The sequence below is a fragment of the Salmonella sp. SA15303 genome, from assembly GCF_029962125.1.
GTDB classification, from domain to species: Bacteria; Pseudomonadota; Gammaproteobacteria; order Enterobacterales; family Enterobacteriaceae; genus Salmonella; species Salmonella enterica.
Map to the genome: position 1 here is coordinate 1,417,301 of NZ_CP123924.1, position 18,984 is coordinate 1,436,284.

General features: G+C 56.7%; 21 protein-coding genes. 17 read left to right on the forward strand and 4 right to left on the reverse strand.

All coding sequences use genetic code 11. From position 1 onward, the window contains the following. The first annotated feature begins 35 nt into the window (after positions 1 to 35). The 12 genes from eutM (at position 36) to eutR (ending at position 11,478) form a co-directional block, all read left to right on the forward strand. Complete coding sequence (eutM, locus tag QEN31_RS06725; RefSeq protein ID WP_000387716.1) at positions 36 to 326, forward strand: ethanolamine utilization microcompartment protein EutM; 291 nt, start codon at positions 36 to 38, stop codon at positions 324 to 326. Between the two features lie 112 nt (positions 327 to 438). Continuing rightward, positions 439 to 726 (forward strand): ethanolamine utilization microcompartment protein EutN, encoded by a 288-nt coding sequence (eutN, locus tag QEN31_RS06730; protein ID WP_001522340.1) that lies wholly within the window; start codon positions 439 to 441, stop codon positions 724 to 726. 11 nt (positions 727 to 737) lie between these two features. Further along, complete coding sequence (locus tag QEN31_RS06735; RefSeq protein ID WP_001075640.1) at positions 738 to 2,141, forward strand: aldehyde dehydrogenase family protein; 1,404 nt, start codon at positions 738 to 740, stop codon at positions 2,139 to 2,141. A 10-nt stretch (positions 2,142 to 2,151) separates the two neighbouring features. Then, positions 2,152 to 2,991: an ethanolamine utilization protein EutJ gene (eutJ, locus tag QEN31_RS06740; protein WP_000929675.1), complete on the forward strand. Its 840-nt coding sequence runs from the start codon at positions 2,152 to 2,154 to the stop codon at positions 2,989 to 2,991. Next, positions 2,981 to 4,168: an ethanolamine utilization ethanol dehydrogenase EutG gene (gene eutG / locus QEN31_RS06745; RefSeq protein WP_001147500.1), complete on the forward strand. Its 1,188-nt coding sequence runs from the start codon at positions 2,981 to 2,983 to the stop codon at positions 4,166 to 4,168. The genes eutJ and eutG overlap by 11 nt, the downstream gene beginning before the upstream one ends. A 119-nt stretch (positions 4,169 to 4,287) precedes the next feature. Then, positions 4,288 to 5,514 (forward strand): ethanolamine utilization protein EutH, encoded by a 1,227-nt coding sequence (eutH, locus tag QEN31_RS06750; protein WP_000512359.1) that lies wholly within the window; start codon positions 4,288 to 4,290, stop codon positions 5,512 to 5,514. Then, entirely contained in the window at positions 5,511 to 6,914 is a 1,404-nt protein-coding gene (gene eutA / locus QEN31_RS06755) for an ethanolamine ammonia-lyase reactivating factor EutA (RefSeq protein ID WP_001097535.1), read from the forward strand. Before eutH ends, eutA begins: the two co-directional genes overlap by 4 nt. Before the next feature lie 11 nt (positions 6,915 to 6,925). Continuing rightward, positions 6,926 to 8,287, forward strand: a complete 1,362-nt coding sequence (gene eutB / locus QEN31_RS06760) for an ethanolamine ammonia-lyase subunit alpha (protein ID WP_000769990.1) — start codon at positions 6,926 to 6,928, stop codon at positions 8,285 to 8,287. Between the two features lie 18 nt (positions 8,288 to 8,305). Further along, positions 8,306 to 9,202, forward strand: coding sequence for an ethanolamine ammonia-lyase subunit EutC (gene eutC, locus QEN31_RS06765; RefSeq protein ID WP_000372335.1), 897 nt, complete (start codon positions 8,306 to 8,308; stop codon positions 9,200 to 9,202). 9 nt (positions 9,203 to 9,211) lie between these two features. After that, on the forward strand, positions 9,212 to 9,871 hold the full coding sequence (eutL, locus tag QEN31_RS06770) for an ethanolamine utilization microcompartment protein EutL (RefSeq protein WP_001111056.1): 660 nt from the start codon (positions 9,212 to 9,214) through the stop codon (positions 9,869 to 9,871). A gap of 12 nt (positions 9,872 to 9,883) precedes the next feature. Next, entirely contained in the window at positions 9,884 to 10,378 is a 495-nt protein-coding gene (eutK, locus tag QEN31_RS06775; protein WP_099949628.1) for an ethanolamine utilization microcompartment protein EutK, read from the forward strand. Between the two features lie 47 nt (positions 10,379 to 10,425). Beyond that, complete coding sequence (eutR, locus tag QEN31_RS06780; protein WP_000753665.1) at positions 10,426 to 11,478, forward strand: HTH-type transcriptional regulator EutR; 1,053 nt, start codon at positions 10,426 to 10,428, stop codon at positions 11,476 to 11,478. A gap of 199 nt (positions 11,479 to 11,677) precedes the next feature. Here the strand turns inward: eutR and QEN31_RS06785 are convergent, their stop codons facing one another. From QEN31_RS06785 to amiA, 4 genes are all read right to left on the reverse strand, one after another. Next, positions 11,678 to 12,955 carry a DUF1963 domain-containing protein gene (locus tag QEN31_RS06785; RefSeq protein WP_000344439.1) on the reverse strand — a complete coding sequence of 426 codons (1,278 nt, stop codon included), beginning with the start codon at positions 12,953 to 12,955 and terminating at the stop codon, positions 11,678 to 11,680. Positions 12,956 to 13,083: 128 nt separating this feature from the next. Next, positions 13,084 to 13,413: a hypothetical protein gene (locus QEN31_RS06790; RefSeq protein WP_001194344.1), complete on the reverse strand. Its 330-nt coding sequence runs from the start codon at positions 13,411 to 13,413 to the stop codon at positions 13,084 to 13,086. A 20-nt stretch (positions 13,414 to 13,433) separates the two neighbouring features. Further along, positions 13,434 to 14,333, reverse strand: coding sequence for an oxygen-dependent coproporphyrinogen oxidase (gene hemF / locus QEN31_RS06795; RefSeq protein WP_000801350.1), 900 nt, complete (start codon positions 14,331 to 14,333; stop codon positions 13,434 to 13,436). A gap of 2 nt (positions 14,334 to 14,335) precedes the next feature. After that, entirely contained in the window at positions 14,336 to 15,205 is an 870-nt protein-coding gene (gene amiA / locus QEN31_RS06800) for an N-acetylmuramoyl-L-alanine amidase AmiA (protein WP_000102881.1), read from the reverse strand. Positions 15,206 to 15,417: 212 nt separating this feature from the next. Between amiA and QEN31_RS06805 the strand changes: the two genes are divergently transcribed. The 5 genes from QEN31_RS06805 (at position 15,418) to ucpA (ending at position 18,939) form a co-directional block, all read left to right on the forward strand. Next, complete coding sequence (locus QEN31_RS06805) at positions 15,418 to 15,843, forward strand: GNAT family acetyltransferase (protein ID WP_000406008.1); 426 nt, start codon at positions 15,418 to 15,420, stop codon at positions 15,841 to 15,843. Further along, positions 15,830 to 16,279 (forward strand): DUF2919 domain-containing protein, encoded by a 450-nt coding sequence (locus QEN31_RS06810; protein WP_099949629.1) that lies wholly within the window; start codon positions 15,830 to 15,832, stop codon positions 16,277 to 16,279. Before QEN31_RS06805 ends, QEN31_RS06810 begins: the two co-directional genes overlap by 14 nt. Before the next feature lie 61 nt (positions 16,280 to 16,340). Continuing rightward, positions 16,341 to 16,916: an RpoE-regulated lipoprotein gene (locus QEN31_RS06815; RefSeq protein WP_000838976.1), complete on the forward strand. Its 576-nt coding sequence runs from the start codon at positions 16,341 to 16,343 to the stop codon at positions 16,914 to 16,916. A 94-nt stretch (positions 16,917 to 17,010) separates the two neighbouring features. Then, the gene (yfeX, locus tag QEN31_RS06820; RefSeq protein WP_000084583.1) at positions 17,011 to 17,910 is read left to right on the forward strand and encodes a porphyrinogen peroxidase; all 900 of its coding nucleotides are present in this window, start codon (positions 17,011 to 17,013) and stop codon (positions 17,908 to 17,910) included. Between the two features lie 237 nt (positions 17,911 to 18,147). Further along, a complete protein-coding gene (ucpA, locus tag QEN31_RS06825) occupies positions 18,148 to 18,939 on the forward strand; it encodes an SDR family oxidoreductase UcpA (protein WP_000517460.1) in 792 nt (263 codons plus the stop codon). Positions 18,940 to 18,984 lie beyond the last annotated feature (45 nt).

An 18,984-nucleotide genomic window follows, 5' to 3' on the forward strand; every position in this document is an offset into this window, starting at 1 on the left:
CCCGTTCTGGACCCCTTTAATGAGAGGAAAACACGATGGAAGCATTAGGAATGATTGAAACCCGGGGCCTGGTTGCGCTGATTGAGGCCTCCGATGCGATGGTAAAAGCCGCGCGCGTGAAGCTGGTCGGCGTGAAGCAGATTGGCGGTGGCCTGTGTACTGCCATGGTGCGTGGCGATGTGGCGGCGTGCAAAGCCGCAACCGATGCTGGCGCCGCTGCGGCGCAGCGCATTGGCGAGTTGGTCTCCGTACACGTGATTCCACGCCCGCACGGCGATCTGGAAGAAGTGTTCCCGATCAGCTTCAAAGGCGACAGCAACATTTGATGGTAGGCCGGATAAGACGCGCAGCGTCGCCATCCGGCATGAATGCGCGCCATTGCCTGATGGTGCGCAGATTCAAGGCCTACGACCCAACGGGCAATCCATGGAGGCGGATATGAAACTGGCAGTCGTCACAGGACAAATCGTATGTACCGTCCGCCATCAGGGACTGGCGCATGACAAATTGCTGATGGTGGAAATGATCGATGCCCAGGGCAACCCCGACGGGCAGTGTGCCGTCGCTATCGACAGTATCGGGGCGGGAACCGGAGAGTGGGTACTGCTGGTCAGCGGCAGTTCCGCACGCCAGGCGCATCGCAGCGAATTATCACCGGTCGATCTGTGCGTCATTGGCATCGTCGATGAAGTGGTGGCTGGCGGGAAAGTGGTTTTCCATAAATAGGATTGAACATCATGAATCAACAGGATATTGAACAGGTGGTGAAAGCGGTACTGCTGAAAATGAAAGACAGCAGCCAGCCGGCCAGTACTGTTCATGAGATGGGCGTTTTTGCCTCCCTGGATGACGCAGTGGCGGCAGCAAAACGGGCCCAGCAGGGGCTGAAGAGCGTGGCGATGCGCCAGCTTGCCATTCATGCCATTCGCGAAGCGGGCGAAAAACACGCCCGAGAATTAGCGGAACTTGCCGTCAGCGAAACCGGCATGGGACGCGTTGACGATAAATTTGCCAAAAACGTGGCGCAGGCGCGCGGCACGCCGGGCGTCGAGTGTTTATCTCCGCAGGTGCTGACCGGCGATAACGGCCTGACGCTGATTGAAAATGCACCGTGGGGCGTGGTGGCCTCGGTCACGCCGTCCACCAATCCGGCGGCGACGGTGATTAATAACGCCATCAGCCTGATTGCCGCAGGCAACAGCGTCGTGTTTGCCCCGCATCCGGCGGCGAAAAAGGTCTCTCAGCGGGCAATCACTCTCCTCAATCAGGCGGTGGTCGCCGCCGGTGGTCCGGAAAATTTGCTGGTCACCGTGGCGAACCCGGATATCGAAACCGCCCAGCGGTTGTTCAAATATCCCGGTATTGGCCTGCTGGTGGTGACTGGCGGCGAAGCGGTGGTGGACGCGGCGCGTAAACATACTAATAAACGCCTGATCGCCGCCGGTGCCGGCAATCCCCCGGTGGTGGTGGATGAGACCGCCGACCTGCCGCGCGCTGCACAATCCATCGTCAAAGGCGCGTCGTTTGATAACAACATCATCTGTGCCGACGAAAAAGTGCTGATTGTGGTGGATAGCGTCGCCGACGAGCTGATGCGTCTGATGGAAGGTCAGCACGCGGTGAAACTGACCGCCGCTCAGGCCGAACAGCTCCAGCCGGTGCTGCTGAAGAATATCGATGAACGCGGCAAAGGCACCGTCAGCCGTGACTGGGTCGGTCGTGACGCGGGCAAGATCGCCGCAGCCATCGGCCTGAACGTCCCGGATCAAACGCGCCTGCTGTTTGTGGAAACGCCCGCCAACCATCCGTTTGCCGTTACTGAAATGATGATGCCGGTACTGCCGGTGGTGCGGGTCGCCAACGTCGAAGAAGCCATCGCCCTGGCGGTTCAGCTTGAAGGCGGTTGCCACCATACGGCGGCGATGCACTCGCGCAATATCGACAACATGAACCAGATGGCGAACGCCATCGACACCAGCATTTTCGTCAAAAACGGGCCGTGCATTGCCGGGCTTGGATTGGGCGGAGAAGGCTGGACCACCATGACTATCACTACGCCAACCGGCGAAGGGGTGACCAGCGCGCGTACCTTTGTGCGGCTGCGTCGATGCGTGCTGGTGGATGCGTTTCGCATTGTATAAGGGATGACTCATGGCGCACGACGAACAACTCTGGCTCACCCCAAGACTGCAAAAAGCGGCGGCCCTGTGTAACCAGACGCCCGCCGCCAGCGATACACCGCTGTGGCTGGGCGTCGATTTGGGCACCTGCGACGTGGTGTCGATGGTGGTCGACGGCAACGCCCAGCCGGTGGCGGTATGCCTTGACTGGGCCGACGTTGTGCGTGACGGCATCGTCTGGGATTTCTTCGGCGCCGTCACCCTCGTGCGCCGCCATCTCGACACCCTTGAACAGCAGCTCGGCTGCCGCTTTACCCACGCGGCGACCTCGTTTCCGCCAGGCACCGACCCGCGTATTTCGATCAACGTGCTGGAGTCTGCCGGGTTAGAAGTCAGCCATGTACTGGATGAACCGACGGCGGTAGCGGATCTGCTGGCGCTTGATAATGCAGGCGTGGTGGATATTGGCGGCGGCACTACCGGCATTGCCATCGTCAAACAGGGCAAGGTGACTTACTCCGCCGATGAAGCCACTGGCGGGCACCATATCTCCCTGACGCTGGCGGGCAACCGCCGTATTCCCCTGGAAGAGGCGGAACAGTACAAGCGCAGCAATGCGCAGGAGATTTGGCCGGTAGTGAAGCCGGTGTACGAAAAGATGGCGGAAATCGTTGCTCGCCACATTGAAGGGCAAGGAATTGCTGATTTATGGCTGGCGGGCGGCTCCTGTATGCAGCCGGGCGTGGAGGCGTTATTTCGCCAGCGTTTCCCGGAGTTACAGGTGCATTTGCCGCAGCACAGCCTGTTTATGACCCCGCTGGCGATAGCCAACAGCGGGAGAGCGAAAGCGGAGGGACTCTATGCAAGCTGAACTACAGACGGCGCTGTTTCAGGCATTCGACACCCTGAATCTGCAACGGGTGAAAACGTTCAGCGTACCGCCGGTCACGCTGTGCGGACTTGGGGCGCTCGGCGCCTGTGGACAGGAAGCGCAAGCGCGAGGCGTAAGCCATCTGTTTGTGATGGTCGACAGCTTCCTGCATCAGGCGGGAATGACCGCGCCGCTGGCACGCAGCCTGGCGATGAAGGGCGTGGCGATGACGGTCTGGCCGTGTCCGCCTGGCGAGCCGTGCATCACCGATGTCTGCGCGGCGGTGGCGCAACTGCGTGAGGCGGCGTGCGACGGCGTAGTGGCCTTTGGCGGCGGTTCGGTGCTGGACGCGGCGAAAGCGGTCGCCCTGCTGGTGACTAACCCTGACCAGACGCTGAGCGCCATGACCGAGCACAGTACATTACGCCCGCGTCTGCCGCTGATTGCGGTGCCGACCACCGCCGGAACCGGTTCTGAAACCACCAACGTAACGGTGATTATCGACGCGGTCAGCGGGCGCAAGCAGGTGCTGGCGCACGCGTCACTAATGCCGGACGTGGCGATTCTTGATGCTGCCGTGACCGAAGGCGTTCCGCCAAACGTGACGGCGATGACCGGTATCGATGCGTTGACGCATGCGATTGAGGCCTACAGCGCGCTCAACGCCACGCCGTTTACCGACAGCCTGGCGATTGGCGCGATAGCGATGATTGGCAAATCGCTGCCGAAAGCCGTGGGTTACGGCCACGATCTGGCGGCGCGTGAAAATATGTTGCTGGCCTCCTGTATGGCGGGAATGGCCTTTTCCAGCGCCGGTCTGGGGCTGTGTCATGCGATGGCGCACCAGCCTGGGGCGGCGCTGCATATTCCGCACGGCCAGGCCAACGCCATGCTGCTGCCAACAGTCATGGGCTTTAACCGGATGGTTTGCCGCGAGCGCTTCAGTCAAATAGGTCGGGCGTTAACCAATAAGAAATCGGACGATCGCGATGCGATTGCGGCGGTGTGCGAGCTGATTGCCGAAGTGGGACAGAGCAAACGGCTGGCTGACGCTGGCGCCAAACCCGAACACTACAGCGCGTGGGCGCAAGCCGCGCTGGAGGATATTTGTCTGCGCAGTAACCCACGCACCGCCACACAGGCACAGATTATCGACCTGTACGCGGCTGCCGGGTAATGCCTGTAGGCCGGATAAGGTGCTCGCACCGCCATCCGGCAATAACACGGCGTTAATGCCGGAGGCGACGTAAACGTCTTATCCGGTTTACAAATCAAAAATGACAGGGAGTAGGGGCTATGGGAATTAACGAAATCATCATGTACATCATGATGTTCTTTATGCTGATTGCCGCCGTGGACAGAATCCTGTCGCAGTTCGGCGGGTCGGCGCGCTTCCTCGGTAAATTCGGCAAGAGTATCGAGGGGTCTGGCGGCCAGTTTGAAGAGGGCTTTATGGCGATGGGCGCGCTGGGGCTGGCGATGGTCGGTATGACCGCGCTGGCGCCGGTGCTGGCGCATGTACTGGGGCCGGTTATTATCCCGGTATACGAAATGCTGGGCGCGAACCCATCCATGTTCGCGGGTACGCTGCTGGCCTGTGATATGGGCGGATTCTTCCTCGCCAAAGAGCTGGCCGGCGGTGATGTCGCGGCGTGGCTATACTCAGGGTTAATACTTGGGTCGATGATGGGGCCGACCATTGTGTTCTCCATTCCGGTGGCGCTCGGCATTATCGAACCGTCTGACCGCCGCTACCTGGCGCTTGGCGTACTGGCGGGTATCGTCACCATTCCCATTGGCTGCATTGCGGGGGGACTGATCGCCATGTACTCAGGTGTGCAGATCAATGGTCAGCCAGTGGAGTTTACCTTCGCGCTGATCCTGATGAACATGATCCCGGTATTGATCGTCGCGGTGCTGGTAGCGCTGGGGCTGAAGTTCATCCCGGAAAAAATGATCAACGGTTTCCAGATCTTCGCCAAATTTCTGGTAGCGCTGATCACCATCGGTCTGGCAGCTGCGGTGGTTAAATTCCTGTTGGGTTGGGAGTTGATTCCGGGACTCGACCCGATCTTTATGGCGCCAGGCGACAAACCCGGCGAAGTGATGCGCGCCATTGAAGTGATCGGCTCTATCTCCTGCGTGCTGCTTGGCGCGTATCCGATGGTGCTGTTACTGACCCGCTGGTTTGAAAAACCGTTGATGAATGTCGGTAAACTGCTGAACGTCAATAATATTGCGGCGGCAGGCATGGTGGCGACCCTGGCGAACAATATCCCCATGTTCGGCATGATGAAGCAGATGGATACCCGCGGCAAAGTGATTAACTGCGCATTTGCCGTCTCTGCGGCGTTCGCGCTGGGCGACCATTTAGGCTTCGCCGCTGCCAACATGAACGCCATGATCTTCCCGATGATTGTCGGCAAGCTGATCGGCGGCGTGACGGCGATTGGCGTGGCGATGATGCTGGTGCCGAAAGATGACGCCGCCCAGGTGAAAACCGAAGCGGAGGCGCAATCGTGAACACTCGCCAGCTACTGAGCGTCGGTATCGATATCGGCACCACCACCACGCAGGTGATCTTCTCGCGCCTGGAGTTGGTTAACCGTGCGGCGGTGTCGCAGGTGCCGCGCTACGAATTCATCAAACGCGACATTAGCTGGCAAAGCCCGGTCTTCTTTACGCCCGTGGATAAGCAGGGCGGTCTGAAAGAGGTAGAACTTAAAGCGCTGATTCTGGCCCAGTATCAGGCCGCAGGCATCGCGCCTGAATCGGTGGACTCAGGGGCTATCATTATCACCGGCGAAAGCGCCAAAACCCGCAACGCCCGTCCGGCGGTCATGGCGCTCTCGCAGTCGCTGGGCGACTTTGTGGTCGCCAGCGCCGGGCCGCATCTGGAATCGGTCATTGCCGGTCACGGCGCCGGAGCGCAAAGCTTGTCTGAGCAGCGGATGTGCCGGGTGCTGAATATTGATATCGGCGGCGGCACGTCTAACTACGCGCTGTTTGACGCGGGAAAAGTCAGCGGCACCGCCTGCCTTAACGTCGGTGGTCGCCTGCTGGAAACCGATGCTCAGGGGCGCGTGGTTTATGCCCATCAGCCGGGGCAGATGATTATCGATGAGGTGTTCGGTTCGGGTACTGATGCTCGCGCCTTAGCTGCCGCACAGTTGGGACAGGTGGCGCGGCGGATGGCGGATCTCATCGTCGAGGTTATCACTGGCGCGCTCTCGCCGCTGGCGCAATCGCTGATGCAAACCGGGCTGCTGCCCGCCGATATTACGCCAGAGGTGATCACCCTTTCCGGTGGGGTAGGTGAATGCTACCGCAACCAACCTGCCGATCCGTTCTGCTTTTCTGATATCGGGCCGCTGCTGGCGACCGCGCTGCATGAGCACCCGCGTCTGCGCGAGATGAACGTGCAGTTTCCGGCGCAAACCGTGCGCGCCACGGTGATTGGCGCGGGGGCCCATACGCTCTCGCTTTCCGGCAGTACTATCTGGCTGGAAGACGTCCAACTGCCGCTGCGCAACCTGCCGGTGGCGATCCCGCAGGATGACGCCGATCTGGTGAACGCCTGGCGGCAGGCGCTTCTCCAGCTTGATCTCGACCCGCAAACCGACGCTTACGTGCTGGCGCTTCCCGCCACGCTTCCGGTGCGTTACGCCGCATTACTCACGGTCATCAACGCGCTGACGGCTTTTGTCGCGCGTTATCCCAATCCACATCCCCTGCTGGTGGTGGCCGAGCAGGATTTTGGTAAAGCGCTGGGCATGTTATTGCGCCCACAGTTACCGCAACTTCCGCTGGCGGTCATCGATGAGGTGGTCGTGCGGGCGGGAGACTATATCGACATTGGTACGCCTCTTTTTGGCGGATCGGTTGTGCCGGTGACGGTGAAATCACTCGCATTTCCTTCCTGAGGGAACGACTTATGAAACTAAAGACCACATTGTTCGGCAATGTTTATCAGTTTAAGGATGTAAAAGAGGTACTGGCTAAAGCCAACGAACTGCGTTCGGGGGATGTGCTGGCCGGGGTTGCCGCGGCAAGTTCGCAGGAGCGCGTAGCGGCAAAACAGGTACTGTCGGAAATGACGGTGGCGGATATCCGCAACAATCCGGTGATTGCCTATGAAGAGGACTGCGTGACGCGCCTGATTCAGGACGACGTCAACGAAACGGCCTATAACCGGATTAAAAACTGGAGCATCAGCGAACTGCGTGAATACGTGCTGAGCGATGAAACCTCCGTGGACGACATCGCGTTTACCCGCAAAGGCCTGACCTCCGAAGTGGTGGCGGCAGTAGCGAAAATCTGCTCCAACGCTGACCTGATCTACGGCGGCAAGAAAATGCCGGTGATCAAAAAAGCCAATACCACCATCGGTATTCCGGGCACCTTTAGCTGCCGTTTGCAGCCGAACGATACCCGTGACGATGTACAGAGTATCGCCGCGCAAATCTACGAAGGGCTTTCTTTCGGCGCAGGCGATGCGGTGATCGGCGTTAACCCGGTGACCGATGACGTGGAGAACCTGACCCGCGTGCTCGACACCGTTTACGGCGTTATCGATAAATTCAATATTCCGACCCAGGGCTGCGTGCTGGCGCACGTCACCACCCAGATCGAAGCGATTCGTCGCGGCGCGCCGGGCGGACTGATTTTCCAGAGCATTTGCGGCAGCGAGAAGGGCTTAAAAGAGTTCGGCGTCGAGCTGGCCATGCTCGACGAAGCGCGGGCTGTGGGGGCGGAGTTCAACCGCATCGCCGGGGAAAACTGCCTGTACTTTGAAACCGGGCAAGGGTCTGCGCTCTCCGCAGGCGCGAACTTTGGTGCCGACCAGGTGACGATGGAAGCGCGTAACTACGGGCTGGCGCGCCACTACGATCCGTTCCTGGTGAACACCGTGGTGGGCTTTATCGGGCCGGAGTATCTCTACAACGACAGGCAGATTATCCGCGCCGGTCTCGAAGATCACTTTATGGGCAAGCTGAGCGGCATCTCGATGGGCTGCGACTGCTGCTATACCAACCATGCCGACGCCGACCAGAACCTTAACGAAAACCTGATGATTCTGCTCGCCACTGCCGGCTGTAACTACATCATGGGGATGCCGCTCGGCGACGACATCATGCTCAACTACCAGACCACCGCTTTCCACGATACCGCCACCGTCCGTCAGTTGCTGAATTTACGGCCGTCGCCGGAGTTTGAACGCTGGCTGGAAACGATGGGCATTATGGCAAACGGTCGTCTGACCAAACGGGCGGGCGATCCGTCACTGTTCTTCTGATGACGCGGGGATAACACCATGGATCAAAAACAGATTGAAGAAATTGTACGTAGCGTGATGGCGTCAATGGGACAGGACGTACCGCAGCCCGCCGCGCCGTCAACGCAGGAAGGCGCAAAGCCGCAGTGCGCCGCGCCGACGGTGACCGAAAGCTGCGCGCTGGATTTAGGTTCCGCGGAGGCAAAAGCCTGGATTGGCGTCGAGAACCCACATCGTGCGGACGTGCTGACCGAACTGCGTCGCAGTACTGCGGCACGCGTCTGTACGGGGCGTGCCGGGCCGCGTCCGCGCACCCAGGCGCTGTTGCGCTTCCTGGCGGATCACTCCCGTTCGAAAGATACCGTGCTCAAAGAAGTGCCGGAAGAGTGGGTAAAAGCGCAAGGGCTGCTGGAAGTGCGTTCGGAGATCAGCGACAAAAACCTGTACCTGACGCGCCCGGATATGGGGCGTCGCCTGAGCCCGGAAGCCATTGACGCGCTGAAGTCACAGTGCGTGATGAACCCGGATGTGCAGGTAGTGGTCTCCGATGGCCTCTCTACGGATGCGATCACCGCCAACTATGAAGAGATCCTGCCGCCGTTGCTTGCCGGTCTGAAGCAGGCCGGGCTGAACGTCGGCACGCCGTTCTTTGTGCGCTATGGCCGTGTGAAGATTGAAGATCAGATTGGCGAAATTCTCGGCGCGAAGGTCGTCATCCTGCTGGTAGGCGAACGTCCGGGGCTGGGGCAGTCGGAAAGCCTTTCCTGCTACGCGGTCTATTCCCCGCGCGTGGCGACCACCGTCGAGGCCGACAGAACCTGTATTTCAAACATTCATCAGGGGGGGACGCCGCCAGTAGAAGCCGCCGCCGTGATTGTGGATTTGGCCAAACGGATGCTGGAGCAGAAAGCGTCCGGCATCAACATGACCCGTTAAGGAGACATCATGCCTGCATTAGATTTAATTCGACCTTCAGTGACTGCCATGCGCGTGATTGCCTCCGTGAATGACGGCTTTGCGCGGGAACTTAAATTACCGCCACATATACGTAGTCTCGGACTCATCACGGCAGATTCTGATGATGTGACCTATATTGCCGCTGACGAAGCGACAAAACAGGCGATGGTGGAAGTGGTCTATGGCCGCTCCCTCTATGCCGGGGCGGCTCACGGGCCGTCGCCTACCGCTGGTGAGGTGTTGATTATGCTGGGCGGACCGAACCCGGCGGAAGTGCGCGCCGGTCTGGATGCAATGGTCGCCAGCATTGAAAACGGCGCGGCGTTCCAGTGGGCGAACGATGCGGAAAATACCGCATTCCTGGCGCATGTGGTTTCGCGTACCGGCTCGTACCTCTCGTCTACCGCAGGTATCGCGCTGGGCGATCCAATGGCCTACCTGGTGGCGCCGCCGCTGGAAGCGACATTCGGCATTGACGCGGCGATGAAATCCGCTGACGTTCAGCTGGTGACTTACGTGCCGCCGCCGTCGGAAACCAACTATTCGGCCGCGTTCTTAACGGGAAGCCAGGCCGCGTGTAAAGCCGCCTGCAACGCCTTTACCGACGCCGTGCTGGATATCGCCCGTAACCCTGTCCAGCGTGCGTAACGGAGGCTGCCAATGATCAATGCCCTGGGATTACTGGAAGTGGACGGAATGGTCGCCGCCGTCGATGCGGCGGATGCCATGCTGAAAGCGGCCAACGTGCGTTTGCTCAGTCATCAAGTGCTCGACCCTGGCAGGCTCACGCTGGTGGTGGAGGGCGATCTGGCGGCGTGTCGTGCGGCGCTGGATGCCGGAAGCGCTGCCGCGCAGCGCACAGGCCGTGTGATTAGTCGCAAAGAAATTGGTCGTCCGGAAGAGGACACCCAGTGGCTGATTGGCGGGTTTGCGCATGCGACAACGCCGACTGAGAAAGCACCCCAGGTACCCGCAACGCCTGAGTTCGCTGAGGCGTTATTGGCGCTGCTGGCATCAGTACGCCAGGGAATGACGGCGGGAGAGGTTGCCGCGCATTTTGGCTGGCCGCTGGAGCAGGCCAGAAACGTGCTGGAACAACTCTTTTCTGACGGAGCGTTGCGTAAACGCAGTAGTCGCTATCGCATCAAAAATTAATCTGTCGGAGGGCCGGGCGTCCTGGCGGGCGTCCGGCATAGAAGATCATGAAAAAGACCCGTACAGCGAATTTGCACCATCTTTATCATGAAGCGTTACCCGAAGACGTTAAACTTACGCCCAGAGTCGAGGTGGACAATGTTCATCAGCGACGGACGACGGATGTCTATGAACATGCTCTGACTATCACCGCCTGGCAGCAGATCTACGATCAGTTACACCCGGGTAAATTTCATGGCGAGTTCACGGAAATCCTGCTTGATGAGATTCAGGTGTTCCGTGAATACACCGGCCTGGCGCTGCGTCAGTCGTGTCTGGTTTGGCCAAACTCTTTCTGGTTTGGTATTCCGGCGACGCGCGGCGAACAGGGATTTATCGGCGCGCAGGGGCTCGGCAGCGCCGAGATTGCCACCCGACCGGGAGGCACCGAGTTTGAACTGAGCACGCCGGATGATTACACCATTCTGGGCGTCGTTATCTCGGAAGATGTTATTTCCCGTCAGGCCACGTTTTTGCATAACCCGGAAAGGGTGCTGCATATGCTGCGTAACCAGCTAGCGCTGGAGGTAAAAGAGCAGCATAAAGCAGCGCTGTGGGGCTTTGTGCAGCAGGCGCTGGCCACCTTCAGCGAGAGTCCTGAAACTCTGCATCAACCTGCGGTGCGTAAGGTCTTGAGTGATAATTTATTGCTGGCGATGGGCACGATGCTGGAAGAGGCGAAGCCGATTCATAGCGCCGAAAGCATCAGCCATCAGGGATATCGTAGGCTACTGTCGCGGGCGCGGGAATATGTGCTGGAAAATATGTCGGAGCCGCTGACGGTGCTCGACTTATGTAACCAGCTACACGTAAGCCGTCGCACGCTGCAAAATGCGTTTCACGCCATTTTGGGCATTGGCCCCAATGCGTGGCTGAAACGTATTCGCTTAAACGCAGTACGCCGGGAACTGATTAGCCCGTGGTCGCAGAGCGCCACGGTCAAAGATGCCGCGATGCAGTGGGGATTCTGGCATCTGGGGCAATTTGCCACCGATTATCAGCAATTATTTGCCGAAAAACCGTCGTTGACGCTGCATCAACGGATGCGGCAATGGGCTTGATATTGATGGGGAGGCTCTCCGGTTGCTGATAACGTGCGCGTGTCGGGAATTGCCCGGTGGCAGCTGGCGCCTTACCGGGCCTACGGATTCGCTGCTGTCTGTGGTTGGTAGCCCGGACAAGGCGCGCCAGCGCCGCCTCCGGGGAAGCGCGCGCACAACGTGCAAAACAGTTTTGTCATCAGATCATGAGGATGAGCGTTTATGTTTGCTGATAAGACGTTGCCGTTGTTTGGCAGGAGGGGCAGATAAACCCGTAAAGCATTCCTTCCGCATATTCCTCTTCCTCGATATCTTCATAGCTTAGCTGCGCAAGAAACATCATCGTTTGCGCGCACGTTGGGCACGTAGGATAGTCTGTATCCTGAACCCATGCGGGATGGCCGCCGAGCTGTGAGAAGGTGGTGGGTAAAAATATTTCAGCAGCGAATAGCGGCAAACGGGATTCCCCGGGGTGCAGAACATCAAGCGGTAGCGTTATCCAGTCAGCGGAATTCTCCACCGCCAGCGTCGAGAGCGCATTTTTTTCGTACCATCGCGGCTGGCCTTGTGGATCGACGGTGGCGAAAACGGTGTTATATGCCGTACAACACTGACAGGTCAGAATACGAATTTGACCGGGCCAACCCTGCGTGCTTAGGCCGACGGCGCTCGGCGCAACCTCAAACAGATTGATTAGCGGCAGGGAACAGTGTGGGCAGTTTTCACCATATTCTGCAACGGCGCGAAAAACGGCCGGCTGTTCAGGTGCCTGTTTTACCAGATGGGTACATTGCGTAAAGTAAAGATCGCGCCTGCGGCCATTTTCAGTGAGCTCCCATCCCGCCTGGTGAGCATAGCGATGAGGGAGGATATGAAGTGAAGCACTCCACGCAGGTGGTTCCTGGCGCCAGCGGTTAAAATGCTCAACGACAACCTCATCGCCAATCCAGGCCAGGGCACAAAGAATGCCGTCACGGTTTTCGTCATCGGTTTCCACCTTCTGCAAAAGCGCGTCGCGTACGTCAGGCGGCGCACGGTGAAAAGGTAGGGGTGAAGAGAGCTCCAGTTCTTCTTCATTTATTACCTGGCGCAGGAAATTATCCAGATTGGCCTGGGTAAATGCCGCCAGGCACAGCGCAATTTCCTGAGCTTCCTCCTGCCATCCGGAATCAAATAATTCTTCTGCATAATCGACCATGTCGCGGCTTTCATCATCGGAGAGCTTTTTGTAAAGCTCATCGGTCGGAATGGGGCAGGGAATCCACTCGATTAACGGATCGTGTTCCCGGGGTTCATGAACGAGTTTAAGCATTTCAACAGGGTTGGTAATGCCACTGAACGCGTCGATCGTTTTTCTGTTTTTCCGGATATATTCTTCCTGCACTTGCCGATAGCGCGCCTGGACGCAGGGCATACAATAGCCCTCCGTGCGGGCAGCCGTTGCTGGCAGGATGAAGTGTGAGCATTGCGGGTTTTTACAAGGAATACGCTCGTCCATGCGGTAGTGCTCCACTGCAAATTCTACGAGTGCTTACTGTACTGTTTTACTAATGATAACGGCAGCGGGCGGTTATCCGAATTCTTTATCTACAATGAACTCGTTTATTTCTACGAGCCTGCTTTTATTCAACGGCCAACCGGATAGGCGATAAACAAACCGGCTATCGTCAAAATACATGACAGTAGGCATAGCAAGATACAGTTAACGCTTTTACGCGGAATATGAATAATAAAGCAGAGTAATGCTATCAGGGCCATGACCACAGGGATGGTCACCATATTGATAACCAGAAGCACGATCAGACCGAAGCTCACCCCTCCGCTATGAGGGATGAATATTCTTTCTTCAAAATATATTTCTAGTGTAATGGCAAGCAGGCAGCCAATAAAACTTATACCCAGATGGGGATGCCATTTGGCGTCACTGGTTACTACTTTCCGTGTATTTGTTTGCATTGTTTTACTTTATAAATAAGTTAAATCCAGTCGCGTACCTGAATAAACTCGCTCAGCGCCGCTTCCGGGCTACCCGCTTCTGGCTGCCAGTCGTACTCCCAGCGCACCAGCGGCGGCATCGACATCAGGATAGATTCAGTGCGCCCGCCGGTTTGCAGACCAAACAGGGTGCCTCTGTCCCACACCAGATTGAACTCCACGTAGCGACCGCGGCGATAAAGTTGAAAATTACGCTCCCGCTCGCCCCAGACCATCGCTTTGCGTCGTTCGACAATCGGTAAATACGCCCGGGTGTAACCGTTGCCGACCGCCTGCATAAAGTCGAAGCAGTGGTCGAAATCCGGCGTATTCAAATCGTCAAAAAACAGGCCGCCAACGCCGCGCTGCTCGTTGCGGTGTTTGAGAAAAAAGTAGTCGTCGCACCACTTTTTATAACGCGGATACACATCGTCACCAAACGGCTGGCACAGGTCGCGGGCGGTGCGGTGCCAGTGAACGGCATCCTCTTCAAAGCCGTAGTAGGGCGTTAAATCGAACCCGCCGCCAAACCACCATACCGGATCAGCGCCCGGTTTTTCGGCAATAAAAAAGCGCACGTTAGCATGGCTGGTGGGAATATACGGATTGTGCGGATGCACCACCAGCGATACGCCCATCGCTTCGAAGCTACGCCCGGCGAGTTCTGGCCGATGCGCGGTGGCGGACGCGGGCATTGCATCGCCGTGAACGTGAGAGAAATTAACGCCCGCCTGTTCGAAAATCCCGCCGTTGCGTAATACCCGGCTGCGTCCGCCGCCGCCCGCTTCGCGTCGCCAGCTATCTTCGACAAAGTTTGCGCCATCCACAGCGGATAACGTTTGGCAAATATCATCCTGCAGGCGTAGCAGAAACTGTTTTACGTGATGTGCATCGGGTTTCATGATTACCGTTTCTTCGTGTGTGCTTTCTGATTATCAAACCAGTGAAAATAACTGATGATGCCGTTGGCGATCGCCGTAGCGATTTTCTGGCGAAACGCCGTCGTGCCCAGCAGGCGTTCTTCTTCCGGATTGGTAATAAACGAGGTTTCGACCAGCACCGACGGAATTGACGGTGATTTTAGCACCACGAAAGCCGCTTGTTCGGTAGTGCGGCTGTGTAATTTATGTATAGGTTTGATTTTCTTGAGAATATGCGAACCCAGCGTCAGACTGTTTTTAATCGTATCGGTTTGCACCAGATCAAACAAAACTTGTTGTAATAGATGATCCCGGTCAGTGGCTTTTTTACCCGCCACTTCGTCCGCGCGGTTTTCACGCTCGGAGAGATACTTCGCCATGGCGCTACTGGCCCCGCGGTTGGAAAGCGCAAAAACGGAAGCGCCCGCTGCTTTCGGATTGGTAAAACCATCGGCATGAATGGACATAAACAGATCCGCGCCGTGCTTATGGGCGATTTCCACCCGATCGTACAGCGGAATAAAAGTATCCCCTGTCCGGGTTAAACGCGCATCGATTCCGTGATTTCGCAAAATAGCGCGCACGTTTTTGGCAATTGCCAGTACGACGTGTTTTTCCTGAGAACCGTTGCGGCCAATCGCGCCGGTATCGATGCCGCCGTGTCCGGGGTCGAGCATCACCAACCGTTTACTGCCGGTTTTTTTGGTTTTGGGTTTGCTGTGACCATTACTGGTTTTTAGCGTTTCTTCTTTGGCTACTGCGTGCGACATACCTGACAGCGTCAGGGCCGCCAGACCTGTTTTGAGTACCTGGCGGCGCGATGTGAGAGTTTTTAGGAGTTTAAAAGTGCTCATACGGCCTGAGTTGTGAAAATTAAGTTCAAGATGTTATATCGTATCGCGTAATCCGTTACGACGGTTGGTGATGAGAATTGTTTTACTTTTCATTTCAATACGTGACACATCGCCATTATGCCATTTTTTCCGCTACATCGCGTCAGATATTGGCTGAATCAGATGTTTGCGCCATAATCTTGGTTTTTCCACCCGAAAAGGCAACGAATACCATGGAAATACGCGTTTTTCGCCAGGAAGATTTCGAAGAGGTGATCACCCTCTGGGAGCGTTGCGACCTGCTGCGTCCATGGAACGATCCTGAAATGGATATTGAACGCAAGGTGAATCACGATGTCAGCTTGTTCCTCGTTGCGGAAGTTAGCGGCGAAGTCGTCGGTACGGTAATGGGCGGTTATGACGGGCATCGCGGCTCGGCGTATTACCTGGGCGTTCACCCGGAGTTCCGCGGGCGCGGCATTGCGAATGCGTTGCTTAACCGGCTGGAAAAAAAACTCATCGCTCGCGGGTGTCCGAAAATCCAAATTATGGTGCGCGATGATAACGACGTTGTGCTGGGCATGTATGAACGTCTGGGGTATGAGCATTCTGACGCCCTAAGTTTGGGTAAACGCCTGATTGAAGATGAAGAGTACTGAGTTTCATCCAGCCGATTATGATGTACACGGACGTTTACGCCTGCCGTTTCTGTTCTGGTGCGTACTGCTACTTCAGGCGCGCGCCTGGGTACTCTTTGTCATTGCCGGTTCATCCCGTGGACAGGGTAATACTTTGTTAAACTTTTTTTATCCCGACCATGACAATTTTTGGCTGGGGCTGTTGCCCGGCGTTCCGGCGGTAGTGGCATTTTTACTCAGCGGGCGGCGTGAAGCGGTTCCTGGTGTGTGGCGCTGGCTGCGCGGACTCCTGATCCTTGCTCAACTGGTGTCGTTGTGCTGGCTGCCGGTGATGTGGCTGGGTGGCGACCCGGTCAACGGCGTCGGGCTGGCGCTGCTGCTGGCGGACATCGTCGCGCTGATCTGGCTGTTAACCAATCAACGTTTGTGTGCCTGTTTTTCCCTTGAGAAAGAATAACGGCACTTTTTGGCGAACCCGCACTCCAACCAACGTTAATTAATAAAAGAAAGGAAGTGAGATGAAATCGCTGCGTTTGACTTTACTCGCACTGCCGCTGGCGGTGACCGGCTGCTCGACGCTCTCCTCGGTCAACTGGTCTGCCGCAAATCCATGGAACTGGTTTGGTTCCTCGACAGAAGTCACTGAGCAAGGCGTGGGAGCGCTGACCGCCGCCACGCCGCTGGAAGAGCCGGCTATTGCAGAGGCATTAGATGGCGATTATCGCCTGCGTAGCGGTATGAAAACCGATAACGGCAACGTGGTGCGCTTTTTCGAAGCGATGAAGGGCGACAGTGTCGCGATGGTGATCAACGGCGAGCAGGGAACCGTGAGCCGTATTGATGTGCTGGACAGCGATATCCCAACCGCCGCGGGGGGCAAAATCGGTACGCCGTTTAGCGACCTTTACAGCAAAGCGTTTGGTCACTGCGAGCCGGTTTCCAGCGATAGCCATACCAGCGTCGAATGTAAAGCCGAGGGAAGTCAGCATATTAGCTATGTTTTCTCCGGCGAGTGGAGCGGACCGGAAGGCTTAATGCCTCCTGATGACGTCTTAAAAAACTGGGACGTGCGCAAAATTATCTGGCGTCGTTAATTTGCGCCTGAACAAACCGCTTCGCTTAAAAACAAGGTAAAATAGCCTCCATTAATGCCACGACTGCGTGGCATTCTCATTTTCAGGAGGAATCATGTCTCAGGTTCAAAGTGGCATTTTGCCGGAACATTGCCGTGCGGCAATTTGGATTGAAGCCAATGTGAAAGGCGACCTGGACGCCCTGCGCGCGGCCAGCAGAACATTTGCCGATAAACTGGCGACCTTCGAAGTCAAATTTCCGGACGCCCATCTTGGGGCCGTTGTGGCGTTTGGCAACAATACCTGGCGTGCCCTGAGTGGCGGCGTCGGGGCGGAAGAACTGAAAGATTTTATTCCTTATGGTAAAGGGCTGGCACCGGCCACGCAGTATGACGTGCTGATCCATATCCTTTCCCTGCGCCACGATGTGAATTTTTCTGTTGCCCAGGCGGCGATGGAAGCCTTCGGCGACTGTATCGACGTGAAAGAAGAAGTTCACGGTTTCCGTTGGGTGGAAGAACGCGATCTGAGCGGCTTTGTCGACGGGACAGAGAACCCGGCGGGCGAAGAGACGCGCCGTGAAGTGGCGGTGATCAAAGATGGCGTGGATGCCGGCGGCAGTTATGTGTTCGTGCAGCGTTGGGAACACAATCTCAAGCAACTTAACCGGATGAGTATTCACGATCAGGAGATGATGATCGGGCGTACCAAAGAAGCCAATGAAGAGATTGACGGCGATGCGCGTCCGGCAACATCTCACCTGAGCCGCGTCGATCTCAAAGAAGATGGCAAAGGGCTGAAGATTGTGCGCCAGAGCCTGCCATACGGCACCGCCAGCGGTACTCATGGTCTCTATTTCTGCGCTTACTGCGCACGTCTGCACAATATCGAACAGCAGCTTCTGAGTATGTTCGGCGATACCGACGGTAAACGCGACGCGATGCTGCGCTTCACCAAACCGGTGACTGGCGGCTACTATTTTGCGCCGTCGCTGGATCGCCTGTTAGCGCTATAAGGTAAAACCCTGTCGGATGGCAGCGCAAACGCTTTATTCGACCTACGATTGGTAGGCCTGATAAGCGCAGCGCCATCAGGCAGAACAGCATAAAAATGCCCATCCCCGCCTCCGCGGGGATTTTTTTACCTAATATTTACCTGAATTAGTGAGCTATTCCTCAGCACTTATTTGTTATTACTGTATTTTCAGTGTTAATGGAGTGTAAGACTCCATATTCAAAAGGAGACATTGAAAATGGGTAAACTCACGGGCAAGACAGCATTGATTACGGGCGCATCGCAGGGCATTGGCGAAGGGATCGCTCGCGTATTCGCACGCCACGGCGCGAACTTAATCTTGCTGGATATCTCCGATGAGATTGAAAAACTGGCGGATGAGCTGGGCGGGCGCGGGCATCGCTGCACTGCCGTTAAGGCTGACGTCAGAGATTTTGCTTCGGTGCAGGCGGCGGTTGCGCGCGCCAAAGAGACTGAAGGTAGAATTGATATTTTGGTGAATAACGCTGGCGTGTGCCGTCTGGGCAACTTCCTCGATATGAGTGAAGAAGATCGCGATTTCCACATTGATATTAATATTAAAGGTGTCTGGAACGTCACCAAAGCCGTCCTGCCGGAGATGATTAAACGTAAAGATGGCCGCATTGTGATGATGTCTTCCGTCACGGGAGATATGGTGGCGGACCCGGGTGAAACGGCCTATGCGCTGTCAAAAGCCGCCATTGTCGGTTTAACCAAATCGCTGGCGGTAGAGTATGCGCAGTCCGGTATTCGTGTGAATGCCATTTGCCCCGGTTATGTAAGAACGCCGATGGCGGAAAGCATTGCCCGTCAGTCTAACCCTGACGATCCGGAATCGGTATTAACGGAAATGGCAAAAGCCATTCCGCTACGCCGCCTTGCCGATCCGCTGGAAGTAGGGGAACTGGCGGCATTTCTGGCTTCCGATGAGTCCAGCTATCTTACCGGAACGCAAAACGTCATTGATGGCGGCAGTACCCTGCCTGAAAGCGTAAGCGTAGGCGTCTGATTGATGCCGGTCTCCTCCTCACGCCGCGTGGGGAGGGATTCTCTT

What these genes read in the sequence shown, in the direction of transcription:
- amiA (WP_000102881.1), bottom strand. Translation starts at nt 15,205, where the DNA reads ATGAGCACTTTTAAACTCCTAAAAACTCTCACATCGCGCCGCCAGGTA.
- eutK (WP_099949628.1), top strand. Translation starts at nt 9,884, where the DNA reads ATGATCAATGCCCTGGGATTACTGGAAGTGGACGGAATGGTCGCCGCC.
- eutM (WP_000387716.1), top strand. Translation starts at nt 36, where the DNA reads ATGGAAGCATTAGGAATGATTGAAACCCGGGGCCTGGTTGCGCTGATT.
- QEN31_RS06815 (WP_000838976.1), top strand. Translation starts at nt 16,341, where the DNA reads ATGAAATCGCTGCGTTTGACTTTACTCGCACTGCCGCTGGCGGTGACC.
- eutH (WP_000512359.1), top strand. Translation starts at nt 4,288, where the DNA reads ATGGGAATTAACGAAATCATCATGTACATCATGATGTTCTTTATGCTG.
- eutJ (WP_000929675.1), top strand. Translation starts at nt 2,152, where the DNA reads ATGGCGCACGACGAACAACTCTGGCTCACCCCAAGACTGCAAAAAGCG.
- QEN31_RS06805 (WP_000406008.1), top strand. Translation starts at nt 15,418, where the DNA reads ATGGAAATACGCGTTTTTCGCCAGGAAGATTTCGAAGAGGTGATCACC.
- eutL (WP_001111056.1), top strand. Translation starts at nt 9,212, where the DNA reads ATGCCTGCATTAGATTTAATTCGACCTTCAGTGACTGCCATGCGCGTG.
- eutR (WP_000753665.1), top strand. Translation starts at nt 10,426, where the DNA reads ATGAAAAAGACCCGTACAGCGAATTTGCACCATCTTTATCATGAAGCG.
- yfeX (WP_000084583.1), top strand. Translation starts at nt 17,011, where the DNA reads ATGTCTCAGGTTCAAAGTGGCATTTTGCCGGAACATTGCCGTGCGGCA.
- QEN31_RS06735 (WP_001075640.1), top strand. Translation starts at nt 738, where the DNA reads ATGAATCAACAGGATATTGAACAGGTGGTGAAAGCGGTACTGCTGAAA.
- eutB (WP_000769990.1), top strand. Translation starts at nt 6,926, where the DNA reads ATGAAACTAAAGACCACATTGTTCGGCAATGTTTATCAGTTTAAGGAT.
- eutG (WP_001147500.1), top strand. Translation starts at nt 2,981, where the DNA reads ATGCAAGCTGAACTACAGACGGCGCTGTTTCAGGCATTCGACACCCTG.
- eutN (WP_001522340.1), top strand. Translation starts at nt 439, where the DNA reads ATGAAACTGGCAGTCGTCACAGGACAAATCGTATGTACCGTCCGCCAT.
- hemF (WP_000801350.1), bottom strand. Translation starts at nt 14,333, where the DNA reads ATGAAACCCGATGCACATCACGTAAAACAGTTTCTGCTACGCCTGCAG.
- eutC (WP_000372335.1), top strand. Translation starts at nt 8,306, where the DNA reads ATGGATCAAAAACAGATTGAAGAAATTGTACGTAGCGTGATGGCGTCA.
- QEN31_RS06785 (WP_000344439.1), bottom strand. Translation starts at nt 12,955, where the DNA reads ATGGACGAGCGTATTCCTTGTAAAAACCCGCAATGCTCACACTTCATC.
- QEN31_RS06810 (WP_099949629.1), top strand. Translation starts at nt 15,830, where the DNA reads ATGAAGAGTACTGAGTTTCATCCAGCCGATTATGATGTACACGGACGT.
- QEN31_RS06790 (WP_001194344.1), bottom strand. Translation starts at nt 13,413, where the DNA reads ATGCAAACAAATACACGGAAAGTAGTAACCAGTGACGCCAAATGGCAT.
- ucpA (WP_000517460.1), top strand. Translation starts at nt 18,148, where the DNA reads ATGGGTAAACTCACGGGCAAGACAGCATTGATTACGGGCGCATCGCAG.